General features: G+C 62.8%; 13 protein-coding genes and 5 pseudogenes. 14 read left to right on the plus strand and 4 right to left on the minus strand.

Going from position 1 to position 20,843, the window contains the following annotated elements:
- Nucleotides 1–164: 164 nt before the first annotated feature.
- The 3 genes and pseudogenes from H9K75_RS02455 to H9K75_RS02465 form a co-directional block, all read right to left on the minus strand.
- Complete coding sequence (locus H9K75_RS02455) at nt 165–743, minus strand: hypothetical protein (RefSeq protein ID WP_187724633.1); 579 nt, start codon at nt 741–743, stop codon at nt 165–167.
- A 35-nt stretch (nt 744–778) separates the two neighbouring features.
- A complete protein-coding gene (locus H9K75_RS02460) occupies nt 779–1,294 on the minus strand; it encodes a hypothetical protein (protein WP_187724634.1) in 516 nt (171 codons plus the stop codon).
- A 51-nt stretch (nt 1,295–1,345) separates the two neighbouring features.
- A pseudogene (locus H9K75_RS02465) lies at nt 1,346–2,374 on the minus strand (sulfate ABC transporter substrate-binding protein).
- 150 nt (nt 2,375–2,524) lie between these two features.
- On the opposite strand from H9K75_RS02465, the gene H9K75_RS02470 reads away from it, so the two are divergent.
- A complete protein-coding gene (locus tag H9K75_RS02470) occupies nt 2,525–2,797 on the plus strand; it encodes an oxidative damage protection protein (RefSeq protein WP_187724635.1) in 273 nt (90 codons plus the stop codon).
- A gap of 95 nt (nt 2,798–2,892) precedes the next feature.
- On the opposite strand, the gene H9K75_RS02475 is transcribed toward H9K75_RS02470, so the two are convergent.
- Nucleotides 2,893–3,837, minus strand: coding sequence for a LysR family transcriptional regulator (locus H9K75_RS02475; protein ID WP_187724636.1), 945 nt, complete (start codon nt 3,835–3,837; stop codon nt 2,893–2,895).
- A gap of 103 nt (nt 3,838–3,940) precedes the next feature.
- On the opposite strand from H9K75_RS02475, the pseudogene H9K75_RS02480 reads away from it, so the two are divergent.
- The 13 genes and pseudogenes from H9K75_RS02480 to galE all read left to right on the plus strand — a co-directional run.
- Nucleotides 3,941–4,944, plus strand: a pseudogene (locus H9K75_RS02480) (zinc-dependent alcohol dehydrogenase family protein).
- Nucleotides 4,945–5,095: 151 nt separating this feature from the next.
- Nucleotides 5,096–7,002 (plus strand): annotated as a pseudogene (gene mnmC, locus H9K75_RS02485) (FAD-dependent 5-carboxymethylaminomethyl-2-thiouridine(34) oxidoreductase MnmC).
- Between the two features lie 230 nt (nt 7,003–7,232).
- A pseudogene (locus H9K75_RS02490) lies at nt 7,233–9,085 on the plus strand (nitrite/sulfite reductase).
- Between the two features lie 41 nt (nt 9,086–9,126).
- Nucleotides 9,127–9,510, plus strand: a complete 384-nt coding sequence (locus H9K75_RS02495) for a DUF934 domain-containing protein (RefSeq protein WP_187724637.1) — start codon at nt 9,127–9,129, stop codon at nt 9,508–9,510.
- A 32-nt stretch (nt 9,511–9,542) separates the two neighbouring features.
- Nucleotides 9,543–10,475: a sulfate adenylyltransferase subunit CysD gene (gene cysD, locus H9K75_RS02500; protein ID WP_187724638.1), complete on the plus strand. Its 933-nt coding sequence runs from the start codon at nt 9,543–9,545 to the stop codon at nt 10,473–10,475.
- Nucleotides 10,475–11,845 (plus strand): sulfate adenylyltransferase subunit 1, encoded by a 1,371-nt coding sequence (locus H9K75_RS02505; RefSeq protein ID WP_187724639.1) that lies wholly within the window; start codon nt 10,475–10,477, stop codon nt 11,843–11,845. The genes cysD and H9K75_RS02505 overlap by 1 nt, the downstream gene beginning before the upstream one ends.
- Nucleotides 11,846–11,985: 140 nt before the next feature.
- Entirely contained in the window at nt 11,986–12,309 is a 324-nt protein-coding gene (gene fdxA / locus H9K75_RS02510; RefSeq protein WP_187724640.1) for a ferredoxin FdxA, read from the plus strand.
- Nucleotides 12,310–12,352: 43 nt separating this feature from the next.
- Nucleotides 12,353–13,420 carry an NAD(P)/FAD-dependent oxidoreductase gene (locus H9K75_RS02515; protein WP_187724641.1) on the plus strand — a complete coding sequence of 356 codons (1,068 nt, stop codon included), beginning with the start codon at nt 12,353–12,355 and terminating at the stop codon, nt 13,418–13,420.
- 419 nt (nt 13,421–13,839) lie between these two features.
- Nucleotides 13,840–15,180, plus strand: coding sequence for a TackOD1 domain-containing metal-binding protein (locus H9K75_RS02520; protein WP_187724642.1), 1,341 nt, complete (start codon nt 13,840–13,842; stop codon nt 15,178–15,180).
- Nucleotides 15,180–16,517 carry a glycosyltransferase family 2 protein gene (locus tag H9K75_RS02525; protein WP_187724643.1) on the plus strand — a complete coding sequence of 446 codons (1,338 nt, stop codon included), beginning with the start codon at nt 15,180–15,182 and terminating at the stop codon, nt 16,515–16,517. The genes H9K75_RS02520 and H9K75_RS02525 overlap by 1 nt, the downstream gene beginning before the upstream one ends.
- A 118-nt stretch (nt 16,518–16,635) precedes the next feature.
- On the plus strand, nt 16,636–18,741 hold the full coding sequence (locus tag H9K75_RS02530) for a TolC family protein (protein ID WP_187724644.1): 2,106 nt from the start codon (nt 16,636–16,638) through the stop codon (nt 18,739–18,741).
- Complete coding sequence (locus H9K75_RS02535; RefSeq protein WP_187724645.1) at nt 18,738–19,802, plus strand: HlyD family efflux transporter periplasmic adaptor subunit; 1,065 nt, start codon at nt 18,738–18,740, stop codon at nt 19,800–19,802. The genes H9K75_RS02530 and H9K75_RS02535 overlap by 4 nt, the downstream gene beginning before the upstream one ends.
- Before the next feature lie 30 nt (nt 19,803–19,832).
- A pseudogene (galE, locus tag H9K75_RS25340) lies at nt 19,833–20,780 on the plus strand (UDP-glucose 4-epimerase GalE); the annotation flags it as partial.
- Nucleotides 20,781–20,843: the final 63 nt, after the last annotated feature.

Consider the following 20,843-nt stretch of genomic DNA (forward strand, 5'->3'; position numbering starts at 1 on the left):
GGTCGCCCCGCTCTCGCTTTCGGAGGGTCGAAAGGTACGCCCAAGATATAAGATGCTAGGCTATCCGCATTGTTTCGAATATTTTTCTGTTGTGTTTGCATCGCAGAGTTAACTATCCCGTAGTAGTGATCTTTCGAGTTGAACACGGTCTCGAAGTGAGTCACTTAGTGTACAAGTGTATGAAGCTGCGATTCGCGCATAGATAACGCCGTGCTTCCAAAAAATCGACCATCTTTATCCAATTGACAAAAACCTAGAGCGATCATAATCCGGTACTCTTTAGTATCAATCTTGCATACTGCAGCCTTTACTGTTGCCAGAATATCTGCCGAACAGCCCGCCTTAACCGCGTTTTCGCTCGTATGTGGAACGAAATTAACAGGTTTGAGACTGTTAAGCACATCTATAGTCGAAACCACTCCATCTAACAAATATTTCCTCGTTCCGTCATCATCCTCATTAAGCCACTCTTTCGCGCGTCTTTTCGCTTCACCATTCCACAGTCTTAGTTCCCCCAACCGTGACCTCGCCAAACGGACCGCTTCATCGCGCAATCCCATGATATGTTTTCCGAATTCCTCGCTGTCGAGGGTTACGCACATTCCACCGAACTCTGAAGTTGTTACTCCTGCTGTTGAATTCGAAAGCGCCGGCATTCCAAAAATACCATTGGTTTGAACGCCTACCGCCTTGCGCGCTGGCGCAACGCCGTTAACTGGGCCCGGAATAAGAAATAGTGGCATAGTTCTGAGCATGTTCGATGTACACAATCATCATGCTACACAAAAGCAAAATCACAAAATATCAACTCAATTCTGAGCGCGCCCACCCACCGAGCATGCGGTGATTGTTGGCATGACGAGGCCAAATTCCGCCTTCCTCCGCCCGAGATACGGATTGACCGGGATGGATGGGCGAGTGTGGATCGGGCGCGGGTGGCAGGCGCATATTGCCTGACTGGCGCGCGCAAGCCCCAGGCGAGCGCTGTGACCTGCAGAAGTTGTTTGCGGATGGCTTGTTGTGTGTGGATCGACATGATGTGAGTGTCCTCGTTGAATCGACGTTGGTATGGCTTGATCGAAGGTGTGGCATCGCTGCCTTCACGGTCATCCAGACAACATCGGCTCAATGCGTCCGCAACAGGAGAGCAATCGGTCAGCAGCAACGCATCGACAGCGGAGAAAAAACCGTGTCCGTTGAGGCGCGACATTCGCTCGCGGTCGGCCTCGTCGGAGCGAATGCCCAACGGTTTGGCGAGTCGCGTGAACAGGTTGCGTACGGAGCTTGAAATCATGGTCTTCACCTCTCGACGGTCATGCGCTGCTGCGGCCGGCGTTCAATCCGCTCAGTGCAGCTTCTTGGTATAGATCTGGTCAAAGCTGCCGCCGTCGGCGAAATGCGCCTTGTCTGCCTTGGCCCATCCACCGAAGGCCTGATCGATGGTGACGAGCGTCAGCGCGGGAACTGCTTGTCGAACTTGGCCTTGGCCTTTTCGCCGGTCGGGCGGTAGAAGTTCTTGCCCGCGATTTCCTGGCCTTCGTCGGAGTACAGGTGCTTGAGGTATTCCTCGGCCAGGGCGCGCGTGCCCTTCTTGTCCACGACCTTGTCCACGACGGCGACCGATGGTTCGGCGAGAATCGACAACGACGGCGCGACGATCTGGAACTTGTCGGGGCCGAATTCCTTGAGCGCGAGAAACGCCTCATTTTCCCAGGCCAGCAGGACATCGCCCACGCCGCGCTGCACAAAGGTGATGGTCGATCCGCGCGCGCCGGTGTCAAGCACCGGAACGTTCTTGAACAGATTGCCGACGAACTCTTTGGCCTTGTCCTCGCTGCCATATTTGCGCTTGGCAAATTCCCATGCGGCCAGATAGTTCCAGCGCGCTCCGCCCGAGGTCTTGGGTTCGGGTGATCACGCCGACGCCGGGTTTGACAAGGTCGTCCCAGTCCTTGATGCCCTTGGGATTGCCCTTCTTCACGAGAAACACGATGGTCGACGTATACGGCGCCGAGTTGTGCGGCAGACGCTGCTGCCAATCGGCCTTGACGAGACCGGTTTTGGTGAGCGCGTCGATGTCGCCGCCGAGCGCGAGCGTCGCGACGTCGGCGTCGATGCCATCCAGAATCGAGCGCGCCTGCTTGCCCGAGCCGCCATGAGACTGCTTGAACTGCACGTCCTGCCCGGTTTTGGCCTTCCAGTGCTTCGCGAACGCCTGGTTGTATTCCACATAGAGTTCGCGCGTAGGATCGTAGGAAACGTTCAGGAAACTGACGGGATCGGCCGCCAACGTCGGCACTCCTGTCAGGGCCAAGGCCCCCAATACGCCGAGTGCGGCTGGAAACTTGATAAAGTGACGGCGAAGTTTCTTCATGGCGTGCTTTCTTGTACTGTTGCTTGAATGAATACGGCGCGACCTGCTGTTTGCGACCGATGCCATGCATTCTGAAATTCATTGTTCAAAACTGGAACGAATAAAATTTCAGTTCTATATTCAAAATTCGTCTAATAAAGGATCTCCCCCATGGCACGTACCGTCCAATGCATCAAGCTGGGCACCGAAGCTGAAGGCCTCGATTTCCCTCCGTACCCCGGTGAACTGGGCAAGCGCATCTATGAAAATGTGAGCAAACAAGCCTGGGCCGACTGGCTCAAGCACCAGACCATGCTGGTCAATGAAAACCGCCTGAATCTGGCGGATGCGCGTGCACGCCAGTACCTGGCGCGCCAGATGGAGAACCATTTCTTTGGCAGCGGTGCAGATGCAGCGCAGGGTTATGTGCCGCCGAGCGAATAAGGCAGTGGATCGCTTGGAGAAGTGGTTTCGCTAAAACCACTTCTTTGGCGGCGGCGCAGACTCCGCCCAGGGCTACGTTCCCCCAAGCGAGTAACTCAAAGCGGGTCACCGATTCCGGTCAGCGCCAGTTTCTGCGGCAAGCGCTCGGCCAGCCTGTCGATTGCCAAACGCGTCTTGAGCGGCAGCGTCGGCGCCTTGGGCCACACTGCGTTCAGCGCATAGCCATACGGCGAGGGCTCGTCGAATACGCGCACCAGCTTGCCCTCTGCCAATTCGCTGGCCACCAACCACGCTGGCAACCGCGCCAGTCCCATTCCCTGCCGTGCGGCAATCGCATTGGCTTCGAGACTGTTGCTGGTAAAGCTGACGTTGGCCGGCGCGCTGAACACCAGCGTGCGTCCCAGTTCGTCATGAAACTGCCACGGGTGCGGGCCGCTTGCCCTGGCGTACCCGACATACCGATGCCTGAGCGGCTCGGCCATCAGCGATTCCATACTGGTCGGGCAACCTGCGCGCGCCAGATATTCGGGCGAGGCGTAAACGCCCATCCACTGCGCTCCCAGCGAGCGCGCCGCGAGCACTGCGCTGCTTGGGAGCGGGCCGCTGCGAATGGCGAGGTCGATGCGCTCTTCCACCAGATCGACGACACCGTCGCTGAACACCACGTCGATCACCAGATCGGGATGCGCGAGGGCAAGTTCCATGAGCACGGGTGCCACCAGTTCGCGGCCCACGAGCACGGGCATGGTCACGCGAAGCTTGCCTCGTGGCGCGCGGCGCCCGGCCTCGACGGCCAGATCGGCGGAATCGAGTTCCCTCAGCGCGCGCCGGCAATGTTCATAGTAGGTCTGGCCATCTTCGGTGAGGCTCTGGCTGCGCGTGGTGCGCTGAAAAAGCCGTGTTCCCAGCCGTGTTTCGAGCCGCGCGACGCTCTTGGCAATGGCAGAGCGCGTGAGCTGAAGGCGCTCGCCTGCCAGTGCGAAATTGCCTGTTTCCACCGCAGCAACAAAGGCCTCCACACCGGCGAGTCGTTCTGACATTGATGAATTTTCCTCTCTATTGAATCGATTGAAATACACCACTGCGGATTTTCTGGCGCCGATAGTATTCAGTTTTGAACTCTTGATCAACGAAGGCTGCCTCATGACCGATACCTTGCAACGCTGGGAATTCACTAATTTCGGGTTTCAGAACTTCAAACGCACGCAGGCTGCCGTGCCAGCGCCGCGCGCCGGCCAGATCGTGGTGAAGGTGGATGCTGTCTCCCTCAACTACCGTGATCTGCTGCTTGCCAACAACAACTACGGCTGGACGCCGCCCCTGCCGTTTGTACCGGCGTCCGACATGGCGGGCGTGGTGGCGGCGGTGGGCGAAGGCGTGACGCGCGTGGCTGTTGGGGACCGCGTGATCAGCACCTTCGTCACCGGCTGGGTCGACGGCGCCGCGCCGCCCGAGGCGTCATCACTTGGCGCGCCCGGCCCGGGCATGCTCGCCTCGCATGTGGTGTTCGATTCGCAATGGGTGATCAAAGCGCCCGACACGCTCAGCGCCAGCGAAGCAAGCACCCTGCCTTGCGCGGCGCTCACGGCGTGGTTTGCGTTGGTTGAACAAGACCATTTGCGCGCGGGGCAAACGGTGCTGATCCATGGCACCGGCGGCGTGGCGCTGTTCGGGTTGCAGATTGCGCGCCTGCACGGCGCACGCGTGATCGTTGTCTCGGGTAGCGCAGACAAACAGGACAAGGCACTGGCATTGGGCGCGCACCAAGTGCTTGAACGCGACGCGGACTGGGCCAAGCAGGTTCTGGAACTCACGCAAGGCCGTGGCGCCGATCACATCCTGGAAACCGTGGCGGATCAAACCTTGGAAAATCACTTCAGGCCATGGCATCGGCAGGCGTGGTCTCGATGATTGGCGTGATCGGCGGCGGCGAATTCACTGGTTCGGCGTACCAGACCATTCGCCAGCGCGGCACGATTCAGGGCATCAGCGTGGGGCACCGCAACGCGCTCGAGCGTATGGTGCGGGCCATCGATCTCAATCAGCTCAAGCCCGTGATCGCTGCCGAATATGCGTTCGACGACGCACCGCAAGCGTTTGAGCACCTTGCCAGAGGCGCGTTCGGCAAGGTCGTGATTCGACTTTGAGCGGCCATTGAGAAGCCACTGACCGGCAATCGACCGGCAATCAAGCGGCGATTAGCCGTGATCAACCCGGATTTGCGGCGCGAACAGGCGTGGTGGCGACCGGGCAGCGTAGAGTTGCCGGTTCGCCGCCACTCTTCAAATCGAACGCGCCATGCCCGAGCCCCTAGACTGGCTTCCCGACGGAACGCCCTACAGCCAACGCTTCCAGGATCGCTATCACAGCGACGGCAACTTCGGGCTCGACCAAGCCCGCGATGTTTTCATGCGCGGCTGCGATCTGCCCCAAGCCTGGGCGAATCAGCCGCAATGGCGCATTCTCGAAACCGGTTTCGGGCTCGGCCTGAGCTTTTTGGTCGCTTGGCAGGCCTGGCGAGCCGACCCGGCGCGGCCGAACATCCTGCATTTCATCTCATGCGAAGCATGGCCGGTGAGCGCTGCTGATCTGCTGCGCGCGGCGCCCGCCGAGCTTGAGCCGCTTGCGCGCGAACTGCATGACCAGTTGTGGGGATTGCTCGCGGGCGTGCACCGCCTATCGTTCGACGGGGCCGCGTGCTGCTCACCTTATATATAGGCGACGCGCAAACCATGCTGCGCCAGCAGATGCCCGAGGCCGACAGCATTTATCTCGACGGTTTCAGCCCGCAGGTGAACCCCGATCTCTGGAACGCCTACACGATCAAGGCCATTGCGCGCTGCTGCCATCGCGGCACGCGGCTGGCCACCTGGACGATTGCGCGCGCGGTGCGCGACGATCTTGCGCAGTGCGGCTTTGACGTTCAGAAAGTGCCCGGTGTCCACCCCAAGCGCGACAACCTGCAGGCCGTCTACAACCCACGGTGGGAGCCCCGGCCCGTGCGCGGGCTGCTGCCCGACGTCTCGGTAGCCGCGCCGGGCAGTTGCCTGATCATCGGAGCCGGACTCGCGGGAAGCGCGTGCGCCGCCAGTCTTGCGCGGCGCGGCTGGCAGGTCACGGTGCTCGATGCCGTCTCGCCAGCGGCGGGCGCCTCAGGCCTGCCTGCGGGCGTGTTTGCGCCGCATGTGTCGCCCGACGACAGCATGCTCTCGCGTCTCTCGCGTGCTGGAGTGCGCGCGACGATGCAGGTGCTGCAAGGCATGGAGCGCAACGCGGACTGGAGCGACTGCGGCGTGCTCGAACACCGCGTGGACGCCACTCCGGGCGTTCCGGCAAGCTGGAACGACACAGCCGCTCATCCTGGCGCGGACTGGAGCCGCCCTGCCACGCCCGCTGAGCGTGAGCGCAATGGCGTGCCAGCCGATGCCGTGGCCTGCTGGCATCTGCGCGCGGGCTGGGTCAAACCGCCAGCGCTGGTGGATCACCAGTTGAGGCATGCGAACATCCGCGTGAAGGGTCAGGCGCGGGTTGCCCGGCTGACGCGCGAATCCGGGCAATGGCTGGCGCTTGATGCACAAGGAACGCCTGTGGCCCGTGCCGACATGGTGATCATCACCGCCGGCTACGACAGTCATGCGCTGCTGCAAGAGCGCTGGCACCTTCAAGCCTTGCGAGGCCAGATCAGTTGGGGCCTTCACGCGGACGTGAATACCCAGGCGCCATGGCCCGAACAACCCGTCAATGGTCACGGCAATCTGGTTCCACAAGTGCCGCTTGAGGGTGGCGCGGGCTGGGTTCTGGGCTCCACATTTGAGCGTGACGTGACCGCGCTGCCACCGAGCGCCAACGACCGAATCGCCGCGCTGGGCTCCAATTGGGACAAGCTGCGTGACCTGGTGCCACCGCTTGCGACAGCGTTGCACGCCGACTTCAGGATCGCCGAGCAGGCAGATTCTGTATCCACAGCGCAGCGCAGCACGGTTCGCAGTTGGTCCGCCGTGCGCTGCGCCTCGCACGACCGCCTGCCCATCGTCGGTCCGGTAGATCATCGGGCCGCGCCGGGCCTGTGGGTCTGCACGGCCATGGGCTCGCGCGGCCTGACGCTGTCGGCGCTCTGCGGCGAATTGCTGGCCGCGCGAGCGCATGGCGAGCCGCTTCCGCTCGAAGCCAGGCTGGCGCATGCCTTGAGCAGCGAGCGACTTTAGGACCAATTCACCATCACACGGGATCGCATCGTGTGAACCGGTTCTCGTCTAAGCATATGCCTCTTATGCTTTTTAGACATATATGCGTGAATAAATATTCGTTTGAAATCTTAAGAAAGGCTTCTACATTCTGGCAACAGTCATAGAAAAGCGCCACGCAAGGTGTTCGGTGACGGTCTCTGCGGACCGCGCCAACCACCGGCTACCCCACTTTCGAAGCAGCCAGAGCCATGTACCAATACACAGAATTCGACAAGCAGTTCATCAGCCTTCGCGCCGAGCAATACCGCGACCAGTTGGAGCGCTATCAGGCGGGCAAGCTCTCCGAGGACGAATTCAAGCCGCTGCGACTACAAAACGGCTGGTATGTCCAGCGTTACGCGCCGATGCTGCGCGTGGCCGTGCCCTATGGCGAACTGTCGAGCACTCAACTGCGTGTGCTGGCCCGCGTGGCGCGCGAATACGACCAGCCCGACGCCACGCTACTGGCCGACGCGCAGGCCACGCAGGAAAAGCTCGGCGACATTCCGCTTGCCGATGGTCGCCGTATCGGCACCGCATTCAAATATGGCTACGGCCACTTCACCACGCGCACCAACGTTCAGTACAACTGGATTCCACTCGACAAGAGCGCCGACGTGATGGATCTGCTCGCCTCGGTGCAACTGCACGGCATTCAGACCAGCGGCAACTGCATCCGCAACATCACGAGTGATGCGCTCGCCGGTATCGCCGACGACGAAATCGCCGATCCGCGTCCGTTCGCGGAAATCCTGCGCCAGTGGAGCACGCTGCATCCCGAATTCGCCTTCCTGCCGCGCAAGTTCAAGGTGTCGCTCAACGGCGCCAAGGAAGATCGCGCCGCGCTCGGCTGGTATGACGTGGGCCTGCAACTCGTGAAGAACGATGCGGGCGAACTGGGTTTTCGCGTGCGCGTGGGCGGCGGCATGGGCCGCACGCCGGTGATCAGCCCGGTGCTGCGCGAGTTCCTGCCGTGGAACCAGGTGATGAACTATCTGGAGGCCGTGATCCGCGTCTACAACCGCTATGGCCGCCGCGACAACCTGTGGAAGGCGCGCATCAAGATTCTCGTGAAGAGCGAGGGCCAGAGCTACATCGATCAGGTGAACGAGGAGTTCCGCGCCATCGTCGAGGACGAAGGCGGCCCCACACCATCACTCAAGCGGAATACGACCGCGTGGCGGCCAATTTCAGGGAGCCCGAGCTCGACCTGTCGCACTCCGACGCCGAGGCCGAAACGCTTGCGCTGCTGCGCACGGCAAGCAACGAACACAGCGACTTTGGCCGCTGGCTGCACAGCAACGTGCTGCCGCATCGCCTGCCGCAATTGCGTGCGGTGGTGCTGTCCTTCAAACGACTTGGCTATGCGCCCGGTGACGCAACAGCGGACCAGATGGACGCCGCTGCCGATCTGGCCGACCGCTTCTCGCACGGCGAGCTGCGCGTCACGCACGAGCAGAACCTGATGCTGCCGTGGGTGCGCCGCGACCAGTTGCCCGAGCTGTACAAGGCCGCCAAGGCCTTGGGACTCGCCAAGGCCAATATCGGCCTGCTGACCGACATGATTGCCTGCCCCGGCGGCGACTTCTGCTCGCTTGCCAACGCGCGCAGCCTGCCGATTGCCGAAGCCATCACCGAGCGTTATCAAGACCTTGACGAGCTGTGGGACCTGGGCGAGATCGACCTGCACATCAGCGGCTGCATCAACTCCTGCGGCCACCATCACAGCGGCCACATCGGCATTCTTGGTGTCGACAAGGACGGCAAGGAGTGGTACCAGATCACGCTCGGCGGCGCGGATGGCACGCATCTTTCCGGCCCGGCAACCCCTGGCAAGATCATCGGCCCGTCGTTCAGCGCGGCCGAAGTGCCAGGCGTCATCGAGGCGCTGCTGCAGACCTATCGCGATCTGCGCGTAGCCCTGCCGCATGACACCGCCAGGGCCGCGCATGGCCAGAAGCATGAGAACTTCATCGACACCGTGCGCCGTGTCGGCATCGATGCCTTCAAGGCTGCGGCGAATGGCGCCCGCCAGACCGCTCACGCTGCCGTGTCGGCCTGAGCCAAACAGACAAGACCAGAAGATCGCGAGAACGAACCATCATGAAAATCTTCGCAGCCAACGAACACCAGCCGGTCACCGAAGACCAGAAACACATCATCGCCCTGCCCAACGACGCCGATCCGCTGGCGGTCGATCTGGGCGGTGTCGAGCGCATCGACCTGCACTTTCCCAAGTTCACCGATGGCCGCGCGTTCAGCCAGGCACGCCTGCTGCGCCAGCGCCGCAAATTCGCGGGCGAAATCCGGGCAACCGGCGACGTGTTGATCGATCAGCTCGTGCAGATGGCGCGCTGCGGTTTCGATGTGGCCGTGCTGCGCGAGGGCGTGGACATTGACGACGCCCAGCGCCAGTTCGATCGCTTTCACGCGTTCTATCAGGGTGACGTGAGTCATCCACTGCCGCACTTTCGCGAAGCCGCCTGATCCCGCTCCAACGCCATTCACGACGAGAAAAAATGAACGCCCGTACCGAACCTGCGCTGCTCTCGCAATTGAGCAACCGACATCTGGATGCGCTCGAAGAAGAAACCATCTTCATCCTGCGCGAGGTGGCCGCCGCATTTGAACGCCCCGCCCTGCTGTTTTCGGGCGGCAAGGATTCGCTCGTCATGCTGCGCTGCGCCGAAAAGGCGTTTGGCGCGGGCCGCATTCCGTATCCGCTGCTGATGATCGACACCGGACACAACTTCCCCGAAGTGACCGCGTTCCGCGACTTCCGCGCGAACGAACTCGGTGCCGAACTCATCGTGCGCAGCGTCGAGGATTCGATGGCGCGCGGCACCGTGCGCCTCGCGCATCCGGGCGAATCGCGCAACGTGCACCAGTCCGTCACCTTGCTCGAAGCCATCGAGGAATTCCGCTTCGACGCGCTGATCGGCGGCGCACGTCGCGACGAAGAAAAGGCACGCGCCAAGGAGCGCATCTTTTCGCACCGCGACAGCTTCGGCCAGTGGCAGCCCAAGGCGCAGCGGCCCGAACTCTGGACGCTGTTCAACACGCGGCTGGCACCGGGCGAGCATTTCCGCGTGTTCCCGATCAGCAACTGGACCGAACTCGACGTCTGGCAATACATCGACCGCGAAAAGATCGCACTGCCGTCGCTCTATTACACCCATCAGCGCGAGGTGATCGAGCGCAAGGGCCTGCTGGTTCCGGTGACCGAACTCACTCCACCGCGCGATGGCGAAGAAGTCGTGACGCGCGACGTGCGCTTTCGCACCGTGGGCGACATCACCTGCACCTGCCCGGTGGAAAGCACGGCGGCAACGGCCAGCGACATCGTGATCGAAACGCTGTCCGCCGAGGTCAGCGAACGAGGCGCCACCCGCATGGACGACAAGACCAGCGAAGCCTCGATGGAAAAGCGCAAGAAAGACGGATATTTCTGATGAGCACCGAAACGATTGAATCCCCACGGCCCCAGGAGGCCGTGGCACCACACACCGACCATGATTCCGCACTGCGTTTCATCACCTGCGGCAGCGTCGATGATGGCAAGTCCACGCTGATTGGACGCCTGCTGGTCGATACCCGCGCGGTGCTGCAGGACCAGTTCGCGGGCATCACCAAGAGCGGCGAGACCGATCTGGCCCTGCTCACCGACGGCCTATCGGCAGAACGCGAGCAAGGCATCACCATCGACGTGGCCTACCGCTATTTCTCCACCGAACAGCGCAAGTTCATCATCGGCGACGCGCCGGGCCATGAGCAGTACACCCGCAACATGGTGACCGCGGCATCGAGCGCCGATGCGGCCCTCGTGCTCGTGGATGCCACCAAGCTCGACTGGAACAATCCCGCGCTGGAATTGCTGCCCCAGACGCGCCGCCATGCGCTGCTTGTGAACCTGTTGCGCGTGCCTTCGCTGATCTTCGCCGTGAACAAGCTCGATGCGGTCGAAGACCCTGCGCTCGCGTTCGCGCATATCCGCAGCCGGTTGGCGGCGTTTGCGCACGATGCGGGCATCACGGTGCGCGCCACGGTGCCGGTGTCCGCGCTCAAGGGCATCAACGTCGTGGATGCGACGAAGGGCTGGGCGGGCTACGAAGGGCCCAGTCTGCTGCAACTGCTGCACACCTTGCCGTCCACGCCGGCCGATCAGGATTTGCCGCTCGCCTTCCCCGTGCAATGGGTGGAGAAGTTCTCGTCCTCGGCGAACACCTCGCAAGGTCGCCGCGTTTTCTGGGGCCGCGTGGCCGCCGGAGCCGCCCGACCCGGCCAGCAGGTCACGCTGCTCCCGAGCAACCAGACCGCGACCATCGCCCAGGTGCTCGACCACGTGCGCCGCGCGGGCGACGTCGATGCGGGCAACAGCGCCGGTATCGTGCTTGATCGCGAGGTCGATGTCTCGCGCGGCGACTGGATCGTGGCCTCCGTGGAAAACACGCAGGCCAGCGCCGAAGACGATTTCGAGGATGCTCCGGGTACGCGCCCCGCGTGGCCAGGCCAGCGCGAGTTGCAGGCCACGGTTGCCTGGATGGACGACGAGCCGCTGGTTCCGGGCCGCGTCTATCTTGCGCAGCATGGTCACCGCTGGATCAAGGCCAAGGTGCGCCGCGTGGTACACCGCCTGAACATCAACACGCTGGCCGAGGAAGACGCCGACAGGCTGGAGGCCAACGCCATCGGCCACGTCGAGTTGCTGCTGCAGGAAGCCGCGCCCCTCGCGCCGTTCGCGCAGGCCCGTGCGCTGGGCTCGCTGATTCTGGTCGATACTGCCAGCCACAAAACGGCAGGCGCCGTTTTGGTGCAGCAGTAAGTTTTGCAAAGCAGACATTGATGTGGTTTAACTCGGGGCGAATTCCCCGAGTTACCGTACCGCAGCAAGGGATGCGCCCCTGCATGGACGCTTAGCGCCTAAAATCAGGGAATTCCCGAAATACAAAAACACGATTTCACATGACTCACGTCGTCACCGAAAACTGCATCAAGTGCAAATACACCGATTGTGTCGATGTTTGCCCCGTTGACTGCTTCCGCGAAGGCCCCGAATTCCTCGTGATCGACCCCGACGAATGCATCGACTGCGCGGTCTGCATTCCCGAGTGCCCGGCCAATGCCATCTTTGCCGAAGAAGACCTGCCTGCCGACCAGCTTGCATTCATCAAGATCAACGCCGATTTGACGCCCAAGTACAAGAGCATCACCAAGCGCAAGGAAGCGCTGCCCGATGCCGACGACTGGAACGGCAAGGCCGGCAAGGTTCAATACATCGACAAGTGATCAGGGTCGCCGCTTTCGGCTACGAAACCCGGCCCCACACCACATGACAGAGACCGCCGACGCCGAAGTTTTTGCAGTTCTCCCTGCGCTGGAGGTGGATGCCGTCGTCATCGGTGCCGGTCCGGTGGGCCTGTTCCAGGTATTTCAGCTCGGCCTGCAAGGCGTCAAGGTCCATCTCATTGACGCGCTGCCGTACCTCGGCGGCCAATGCGTCCAGCTCTACCCCGATAAGCCCATCTATGACATTCCCGGCATCCCGGTCTGCACCGGGCGGGAACTCGCGGAGCGGCTCACCACGCAGATCGGGCCATTCGCACCTGTCACGCATCTGAACCAGCAGGTCTCGGCCTTGCAGCGACAGGCCGATGGCCGCCTGTTCTTGCAGACCAGCACCGGCACGCAATTGCTCACGCGCACGGTTTTCATTGCCGCCGGCGTGGGAGCCTTCGTTCCACGCGCCGTCAAGGTCGAGGGCATCGAGACCCTGGTCGGCACGCAAGTGCTCTATCACCCTCCCGAAACGGGTGCGGCCAAGGACAGGAACGTGATCGTGCATGGCGGTGACGAGGACGCCGTGCGAGCCGCTGTCGCCGCCGCCGGGATCGCGCGCAGCGTGACGCTGCTGCACCGCCGCGACGTGTTTCAGGCCGATGCTGCGGATCTGGAGCGGCTGGCGCAACTGCGCGATGCGGGTCGTATCCGCGTCGTCGCGGCGCAGATCACCGGCATCGAAACCAGCGAATCGGGCCAGCTCACCGCCCTCAGCCTGCTCGATGCCGAAGGCGAGCAACGCTCGGAGCCGCTGGACCTGCTTCTGGTCTATCTGGGCATTTCGCCGCGCCTCGGCCCCATTGCCGATTGGGGACTGGCGCTCGAGCGCAAACAGCTCGTGGTGGATACCGCGAGCTTTATGACCGACGTGCCCGGCATCTACGCCGTGGGCGACATCAACACCTATCCCGGCAAGCGCAAGCTGATCCTGTGTGGCTTTCACGAGGCCACGCTGGCAGCCTTCGCCGCGGCCGAATATCTGAGCGGTGCACCGGTCGCGCTTCAGTACACCACCACGAGCAGCAAACTGCACGAACGCCTGGGCGTCGAGCACGGCTGATTTCCTCGCGGCACTCCTCCCTTTTCGGTGGGAACAAACCCCTTTTTCGCATCTGGAAAGACGCTGGATGCACACAAACGTGTCGTACAAGCATCAGCGACAAGGTGACGAATGTATGCGCATGTTGGTTGGAACCTCGGGTTTACCATAGGTCACCAAGTCCCATTCGAGCCTTCCTACAAGGGAAAAACAGGGTCCGCAGGTTCCGTCTGATCACCGAATCGCGCCGGATCGCTGTTTCTTAACATTACTACTTGACGACTGATTGTCACTCTACCGGCTTCTCCAGACTGATAGCCTCCATTTGTTGCAATGAACGGAATCCGGCTAAGACATGCAAACCCACGATGCATGTCCACCGCTTTCCAGCCTGCCTATGAATGAATCCACGAGAGGTGATGTCGGTGAATGAAATGACCATGAACAAAAGCGTGGCGCTACACGGTGCTTCGCTGGTGACCTTTTCGCAGAGAGCTGCGGGCCCGAGCGCAGTCGCCAACGAACTGAGGTTCGCTACATGGGACGATTTCCTGGCATCGGGCGCGCGGGCTACGGGATTCTTCCTGGAGGACTGCACCCCGGATCTGCAGGATGAATTGCTCTGGCAGATTCGCCAATCGCGCTGGTGGGAGTTCTGGGTCGCGCTCGGTCCCAAGGCCCCGTCTTCGAGCGCCGAGACCCTGGCCGATGCGCGTCAGAGCCGCGACAAGGCTGCCCAATCGGCAGCGATGGTGCAGGCGGCGCGTACCGGCCTGCCCCATGGTGCGCATCTGGACTTCGAAGAGCGCCTGCTGCAGTTCCTGTTCGTGCGCGATGGTGCCAGCCTTCAGCCGGTGCCTGATCGGCACAGCCACTACCTCTATCGCTTTCCGCTCGCCGAAGCGCTCGGTGCCGACGAAGAGCGCGTCACGCGCGTGCTCCTGGATCTGCAAAGACGGCGCTTCCTCGAACCCGGCGTGCTGATCGACCGCGTTCGCCATTGCCGCAAGTGCAGCAGCGCCCATCCGCACTACCACGACGTATGCCCGCACTGCCGCAGCATCCAGATCGAGAAGTCGGCAGCCCTGCACTGCTTTACCTGCGGCCACGTCGCGCCGCAGGCCGACTATGTGCAGGATTCCAAACTGGTCTGCCCACAGTGCAATGCCCACCTGCGCCACATCGGCGTGGACTACGACCGCCCACTGACGCAGTACGCCTGCGCCGATTGCCATCACGCCTTCGTCGAGGCTTCGGTGCAGGTGCGCTGCCTCGATTGCGGCGAACTTGCTGAACCCGATGCGCTCGACGTGCGCGGCATAGCGCCGCTGCGCCTCACGGCGCGCGGGCGGGCGGCAATGCGCGAAGGCTCAAGCGTCGAGCACGCGGTCGCCTCGGAGTTCTCGCAACACGTTCCGCAGACCGCATTCAGCCAGGCACTGGGCTGGACGCTTCGGCCCTCGGGCGATGCGCCCAACGCGTCCCTCGTCGCCATGGAACTCACCGTGCAGCAGCAGGATGCGCGCGGTCTGGCCCTGATCGACGAAGGCGTGCGGCGCATGCATGAGCTGCTGGTGGACAGCGACATCAGCACCGTGGACGCCGATGAGCGCCTGTGGTTTCTCGTGGGCGACGGCGCCAGCCTGATTCACCGCGTGCGAGCCATGTATCCCTCGGGCAGCGACGCGCAGTTGCGTACCGCCTTCATCGACCTGAGCGACGTGGGCGAGGCGCGCGACCCGCGCCAGCTGATGTCGCGCCTCAAATCGGAGCTGATGTAATGGTGTTCGATACCCTTGACCAGGCCATTCACGCTTTTGAAGTGTTGAGTGCAGGCTCCAACGCGCGAAGCTTCAGCGAGTTGGTTCTCAAGTTCTTCCCGTTCGTTTTGCTGCTGGAGTTGCCGCTGTATCTGCTGGTGGTGGCAGGCATCGCGCGCTACGGCGTGCGCCGATTGCGGCGCGACCAGCAGCGCGAGAAGTACCCTTCGGTGTCGTGCCTGATCACCTGCTATTCGGAAGGCGACGACGTGAGCAAGACCATCGGGTCGCTGGCCCACCAGATGTACCGCGGGCACATTGAAATCATCGCGCTGATCGATGGTGCCGTGCAGAACAAGGACACCTATCTCGCGGCAACGTCATCGCTCGCGGCGGTGAACGCGCTGCCCAATCGCAGGCTGATCGTCCTGCCCAAGTGGCAGCGCGGCGGGCGCGTGTCCTCGCTCAATGCGGGCCTGAGCATCGCCACTGGCGAGGTCGTGATGGCGCTCGATGGCGACACCTCGTTCGACAACGACATGGTCGCGCAGGCCACACGCCACTTCGACGACCCCAACGTGGTGGCGCTTGCCGGCTGCCTGCGCGTGCGCAATGCTGCGGACTCGCTCGTGGCGCGGCTTCAGGCGCTTGAGTACATGCTCTCGATCGGTGCAGGCAAGACCGGGCTGGCCGAGTTCAACATCATCAACAACATCTCGGGCGCGTTCGGCGTGTTCCGCACCAGCTTCATCCGCAACATGGGCGGATGGGACGCAGGCACGGCCGAAGACCTCGACATCACCATGCGCATCAAGCAGTACTTCGGCCAGAACCCGAAGCTGCGCATCGCGTTCGAGCCGCATGCCGTCGGCCACACCGACGCACCCACGAGCTGGCGTGTGTTCTTTCGCCAGCGCCTGCGCTGGGACGGCGACCTGTACTACCTGTTCGTGCGCAAGTACCTGCAGAACATCCGTCCCGGGCTGCTGGGCTGGAGGAACTTCCTGTTCACGCTGGTCAACGGCTTTCTGATGCAGGTGATCATGCCGTTCTTCATCGTGTTCTACACCGGCCTGATGCTCTGGTATCTGCCGCTGGGTTCGGTGCTTGGCGTGCTGGCGTTCGTCTACCTGATCTACCTGGCCTCGGTGATCCTGTTCTTCCTGCTCTACGTGGTGGCGATTTCCGAGCGACCGGGCCAGGACATCGGCTACGTGGTCTTCTTGCCGCTGGTGCCGCTTTTTGCGTTCGCCACGCGCGTCAACAGTGCGCTCTCGCTGCTCCAGGAAGCGGTTCTCAAGTCACACCTCGACTCATCCATGGCACCTTGGTGGGTGCTCAAAAAAACAAAATTCTGATGAGATACACACCCTTTGCCCACAGCCTGGCGGCTGCCGGACTGCTGGCGATCGCCCATGGCGCAATCGCGGCACCGCTGACGCAGATCGAAGACGCCGCGCGGCCAATGCAGGCAACGTGCTGGCCAGCCGTGCCGAACGCGCTGCGGCTTCCGCGCGCCGCGACATCGCCGAGAACCAGAATGGAACCCGCGTGTTCGCGGGCACCGGCCTCACCGACGCGAACGAGCCCGTGACCGACACCTATGTGCGCAACTACCGCCGCGCCAATCTCACCATTGGCGTGCGCTGGACGTTGCTTGCGGGCCGCCTTTCGCAAAAGCAGAATGTCAAGCAGGCGGAGTGGGACATCGCCCGCGCCCAGATGCGCGAGGACATGGCCGGCAACGATGCCGTGCGCCAGGTGCGCGTCGCCGCCGTCAAGGCCGCCTACGCAGACCAGCGCGCTGCCTTGGCGAACGCGTTTCTGACCGAACGCGAACGCGTGCAGGGCCAGATCCAGGCGCGCAGGCAGTCCGGCACCATGCTGGGTGCGGAGGCGATGGAACTTGCAACGCTCAACGACGAGGTCAATGCCCAGCTCAAGCGCCAGAAGCAGGCCCAGCAGGATTCCGAACAGGCTATCCGCCGCATCGCAGGCATCGAAGGCAAGCTCGATCTGAGCACTCCAGCCTGGCCCGAAACCTGCTTCGACACCGCGCACCTGATGCGCGAAGACGGACGCGGACAGGAGGCCGAGCAACAGTTGAACGTGGCCGCGGCGTCCTCGCAGATGAAGCTGCTCGATGGCGGCATTCTCAACAGTGTCGAAGCGGGTGTGCAGGTCTCGCACTCGCGCATGAAGGACTGGCCCGGACAGGACGGTCGCAACAGCGGTGTGCACCTCGATGTCGCCGTGCCGCTGGGCTGGCGTCAGGTGCGCGATGCGCGCATCGGCGAATGGTCTGCCAAACGCCAGCAGGCCGAGGCGCAACTGCAGGAGGCCCGCTCCCTGCGCCAGTACGACATCGACAAGGGTTTGCGCGAGCGTGCGCTGCTCAAGTCGGAATGGACCGATGCGCAGACGCGTTTGAAGGCCGCGCAGGAATCGCTGCGGGTCGCGAATCTGCGTCGCCCGGCCCTACAAGGCGAAGGCATCGTCGAACAGTTTCAGGCGCGCATGGCCGCCTACAAGGCCAGCGTGCGCGTGGTCGATGCGGCCGAAAAATACAGTCTCGCGGAAGCGGAATTGCTTGCCCTCGGCCCGGAATGCGCCACGCAGGAGCAGCCAAAGTCGGCGTCTGCGGTAACGCCGCAATTGCTCGCATCGCTTGGTGCGTCGCAAACGCAGACGGTGTCCGATGCGGGCAATGCGGCTCCGGTCATGGATACCGCGCAACAGCAGGCCGCGGCGCCGGTCGCGCAAGCTCCTCGCGCCGGTGCGAATCCGAATGCCAAGCCACCCACGTCCGGCAAACCGGAAAAGCCCGCGCAAAGCGTGGCTTCGATGCGCAGCAAGATCGGCTGGTTCGTGTGGGATGGGCAAAAGCTGCTCAGTGATCCGTCGCGCCTCGATCAACTGCCCGCGCATTCGGGTCGACTGCTGCTGTCCTTCACGGCGCAGCAACTCCAGAAAATGCGTGCCGAAGACTGGAAGGATTTGCGCGCGCGCGCCAACCAGCGCGGCATGCGACTGGAACTGCTGCTGGGCGATCCGGGCTGGGTCACGCCCAAGGGTCGCCCGACGCTGATCAGCCTGCTCACGTCGGTGCAGGGCCTGCCGGTCGATGGATTGAATATCGACCTCGAACGCAGCCAGCTTCCGAAGAACAGCATGACGCAGGAGCAATGGAAGCGCGAGGCCACAGCGACCATCCGCGAAGTTCGCGCGGTCACACCGTGGGAACTCGCGCTGACCACGCACCACCGCGATCTGGACGACGCTGCGTTTCTCTCCGCGCTGCGCAGCGCGGGCCTCAACGAAGTGGTGCCCATGATCTACACGCAGAACGCCAAGCGCGCTGCGCAGTTGACCGAAGACCTGCTCGCGCATTCCTCGGGCCTGCATGTGAGCCTCGCGCAAAGCATCGAGCCCATCCTGTCCAAGGAAGAAAGCAGCTTTCATCAAGGCCGCAGCCGATCCGTTCAACGCTGGACAGCCCTGTCGAAGGACCTGTCGCGCAATCCCCTCTTCTCTGGAGTCATCGTGCAGTCGATGGCCGACTACCAGCAGGCCAAACCATGAAAATCAATTTTGAAACCCCACCCGTCAGTGCGACGGAATCCGAAGGCCTGGCCGTTCGCTATGCCCAGGCAAAACGTTCGCCGCCACGCTGGCGCTGGCGCCTTGTGTTGCTGCTGCTGGCGATCATGCCGGTCTATCTGCTCGTGCGATTTCTCGTCGGCGCTTTCTGGCAGGAGGCACCCGGGCTGGTGATGATGCAAAGCTCGCTGATTCGCGCGGGCGTGATCGGCCACGTCACCTATCTGGCCCCCGAAGGCAAGGAACTGCAGCGCGGCGAAGTGCTGGCGCGTGTGGAGCGCTCGGTGCCCGTGACGCTGCCCAGCGGCCTGCAATCCACTGGAACCACGCCCGTGACCTCCGATCCGCGCGAGCCCGCCTTGCAGGAAGCGCTGGGCCTTGCGGGCCGCCAGCGCGACCAATTGCAGCAGCGCGTGAACCTCATGCAGAAGCTGCGCTCGCAGGATGCGGCGACGGTGCAGGAAGTGCAGTCGGCGCAGCTCGAAGTGCTTCAGGCGCAAACGCAGATGGCGCGCATTCGCGGCGAATTGGCGCAGCTTCAGAACGAACGCCAGCGCGCCACGCTCGGCGTGCAGCAACTGGCCGCGCGAAACAATCCACCGACCGCCAACATGGAGCGCAAGGAAGAAGTGGTCTATATGCCCTACACCGGTACGGTCGCGCGCCATCAGGTGGCCGAGGGCGAATGGATCGACACCAACACCGATCTGGTATCGCTGCTCAGCACGCAGGCCCCGGTGGTGCATGCCTACCTGAGTCCCAAGGAGCTGGATCGCGCATCGCCCGGTCAACAGGCGACGCTGGTGTTCCAGGATGGTGGCCGCGTGGCGGCGCAGGTTCTGGGCGTGACCGCCGAAGCCGAGCGCCAGCCTGCCGAAAGCGTTTCGCCGCTGGTGCCACGCAATCTGTCGGTCGTCGTACGCCTTGAGCCTCTCGAGTCGCTGCCGGAGCGCTATCGGGTCTTTCGTCTGCCGCTGGAGGTGCGCTTTGAAGGCCCGAAAACCTGGCCCTGGCTCAACAATCTGGTCGCCAAGGTCGGCTGACCCGCTCGCATTGCGAATAGTGAGGACTGCATGAAGCATCGGGTACTAGTCACCGGCGGCGCCGGTTATATCGGCACGCATACCTGCACCGCGCTGCTTGATCAGGGCTGCGAGGTCACGGTGGTCGACAACCTCAGCAACGGCACGGCCGAGGCCCTGGAGCAGGTCAAGCGCCTGACGCAGCAGAACCTGACGTTGATCGAGGCGGACATCCGTGATCGCGAGTCCATGCACCGCATCCTGCGCGAGGGCGACTTCGACGTGGTGGTGCACTTTGCGGCGCTCAAGGTGCTGACCGAGTCGCTCAGCGATCCCGTCAAATACTACGACCACAACGTGGGCGGCACCGCCGTGCTGCTCGAAGCCATGCAGGCCGCGGGCGTGCGCAATCTGGTGTTTTCCTCATCCGCTGCGGTCTATGGCATGCCGGAGACCGTGCCCATCGACGAGAACGCGCCGCTGCTCGGCTCCAATCCTTACGCGCGCACCAAGGCCATCGGCGAATCGATCATTGCGGATCAGGTTCGCGCCGATCCGCGCTGGCGCGCGGTGTGCCTGCGTTACTTCAACCCCGTCGGCGCGCACGAGAGCGGGCTGATCGGCGAATCACCGCTGAACGTTCCGACCAACCTCATGCCCATCGTCTGCGAGGTGGCTCTGGGCAAGCGTCCGCGACTGCAGATTTTTGGCGACCAGCATCCGACGCCCGACGGCACCTGCGTGCGCGACTTCATCCACATCATGGACCTCGCGGAAGGCCATGTGCGCGCCGTCGAATGGCTCATGCAGAACCCCGGGCAGAACTGCCTCAATGTGAATCTGGGCACGGGCAACGGCCATTCCGTTCAGCAACTGGTCAACGCGTTTGAAGAAGCCAGCGGCAGGCGCATTCCCTGCGAAATAGCACCCGTGCGGCCCGGCGAGGTTCCGAGCGTGTTCGCCCAGGCCGATCTGGCACGCGACGTACTCGGCTGGCAGGCCAAGCGTCCGCTCGACGCGATGTGCGCAGACGCGTGGCGCTGGGCCAGCCGGGCGCGTGAG

Origin of the sequence: Diaphorobacter aerolatus (assembly GCF_014489535.1) — a bacterium.
GTDB classification, from domain to species: domain Bacteria; phylum Pseudomonadota; class Gammaproteobacteria; order Burkholderiales; family Burkholderiaceae_C; genus Diaphorobacter_A; species Diaphorobacter_A aerolatus.

Bases quoted from the DNA above. Each gene is read 5' to 3' on its own strand.
- cysD (WP_187724638.1), top strand. From the start codon at position 9,543: ATGAACGCCCGTACCGAACCTGCGCTGCTCTCGCAATTGAGCAACCGA.
- H9K75_RS02475 (WP_187724636.1), bottom strand. From the start codon at position 3,837: ATGTCAGAACGACTCGCCGGTGTGGAGGCCTTTGTTGCTGCGGTGGAA.
- H9K75_RS02495 (WP_187724637.1), top strand. From the start codon at position 9,127: ATGAAAATCTTCGCAGCCAACGAACACCAGCCGGTCACCGAAGACCAG.
- H9K75_RS02505 (WP_187724639.1), top strand. From the start codon at position 10,475: ATGAGCACCGAAACGATTGAATCCCCACGGCCCCAGGAGGCCGTGGCA.
- fdxA (WP_187724640.1), top strand. From the start codon at position 11,986: ATGACTCACGTCGTCACCGAAAACTGCATCAAGTGCAAATACACCGAT.
- H9K75_RS02455 (WP_187724633.1), bottom strand. From the start codon at position 743: ATGCCACTATTTCTTATTCCGGGCCCAGTTAACGGCGTTGCGCCAGCG.
- H9K75_RS02460 (WP_187724634.1), bottom strand. From the start codon at position 1,294: ATGATTTCAAGCTCCGTACGCAACCTGTTCACGCGACTCGCCAAACCG.
- H9K75_RS02470 (WP_187724635.1), top strand. From the start codon at position 2,525: ATGGCACGTACCGTCCAATGCATCAAGCTGGGCACCGAAGCTGAAGGC.
- H9K75_RS02525 (WP_187724643.1), top strand. From the start codon at position 15,180: ATGGTGTTCGATACCCTTGACCAGGCCATTCACGCTTTTGAAGTGTTG.
- H9K75_RS02515 (WP_187724641.1), top strand. From the start codon at position 12,353: ATGACAGAGACCGCCGACGCCGAAGTTTTTGCAGTTCTCCCTGCGCTG.
- H9K75_RS02535 (WP_187724645.1), top strand. From the start codon at position 18,738: ATGAAAATCAATTTTGAAACCCCACCCGTCAGTGCGACGGAATCCGAA.
- H9K75_RS02520 (WP_187724642.1), top strand. From the start codon at position 13,840: ATGAACAAAAGCGTGGCGCTACACGGTGCTTCGCTGGTGACCTTTTCG.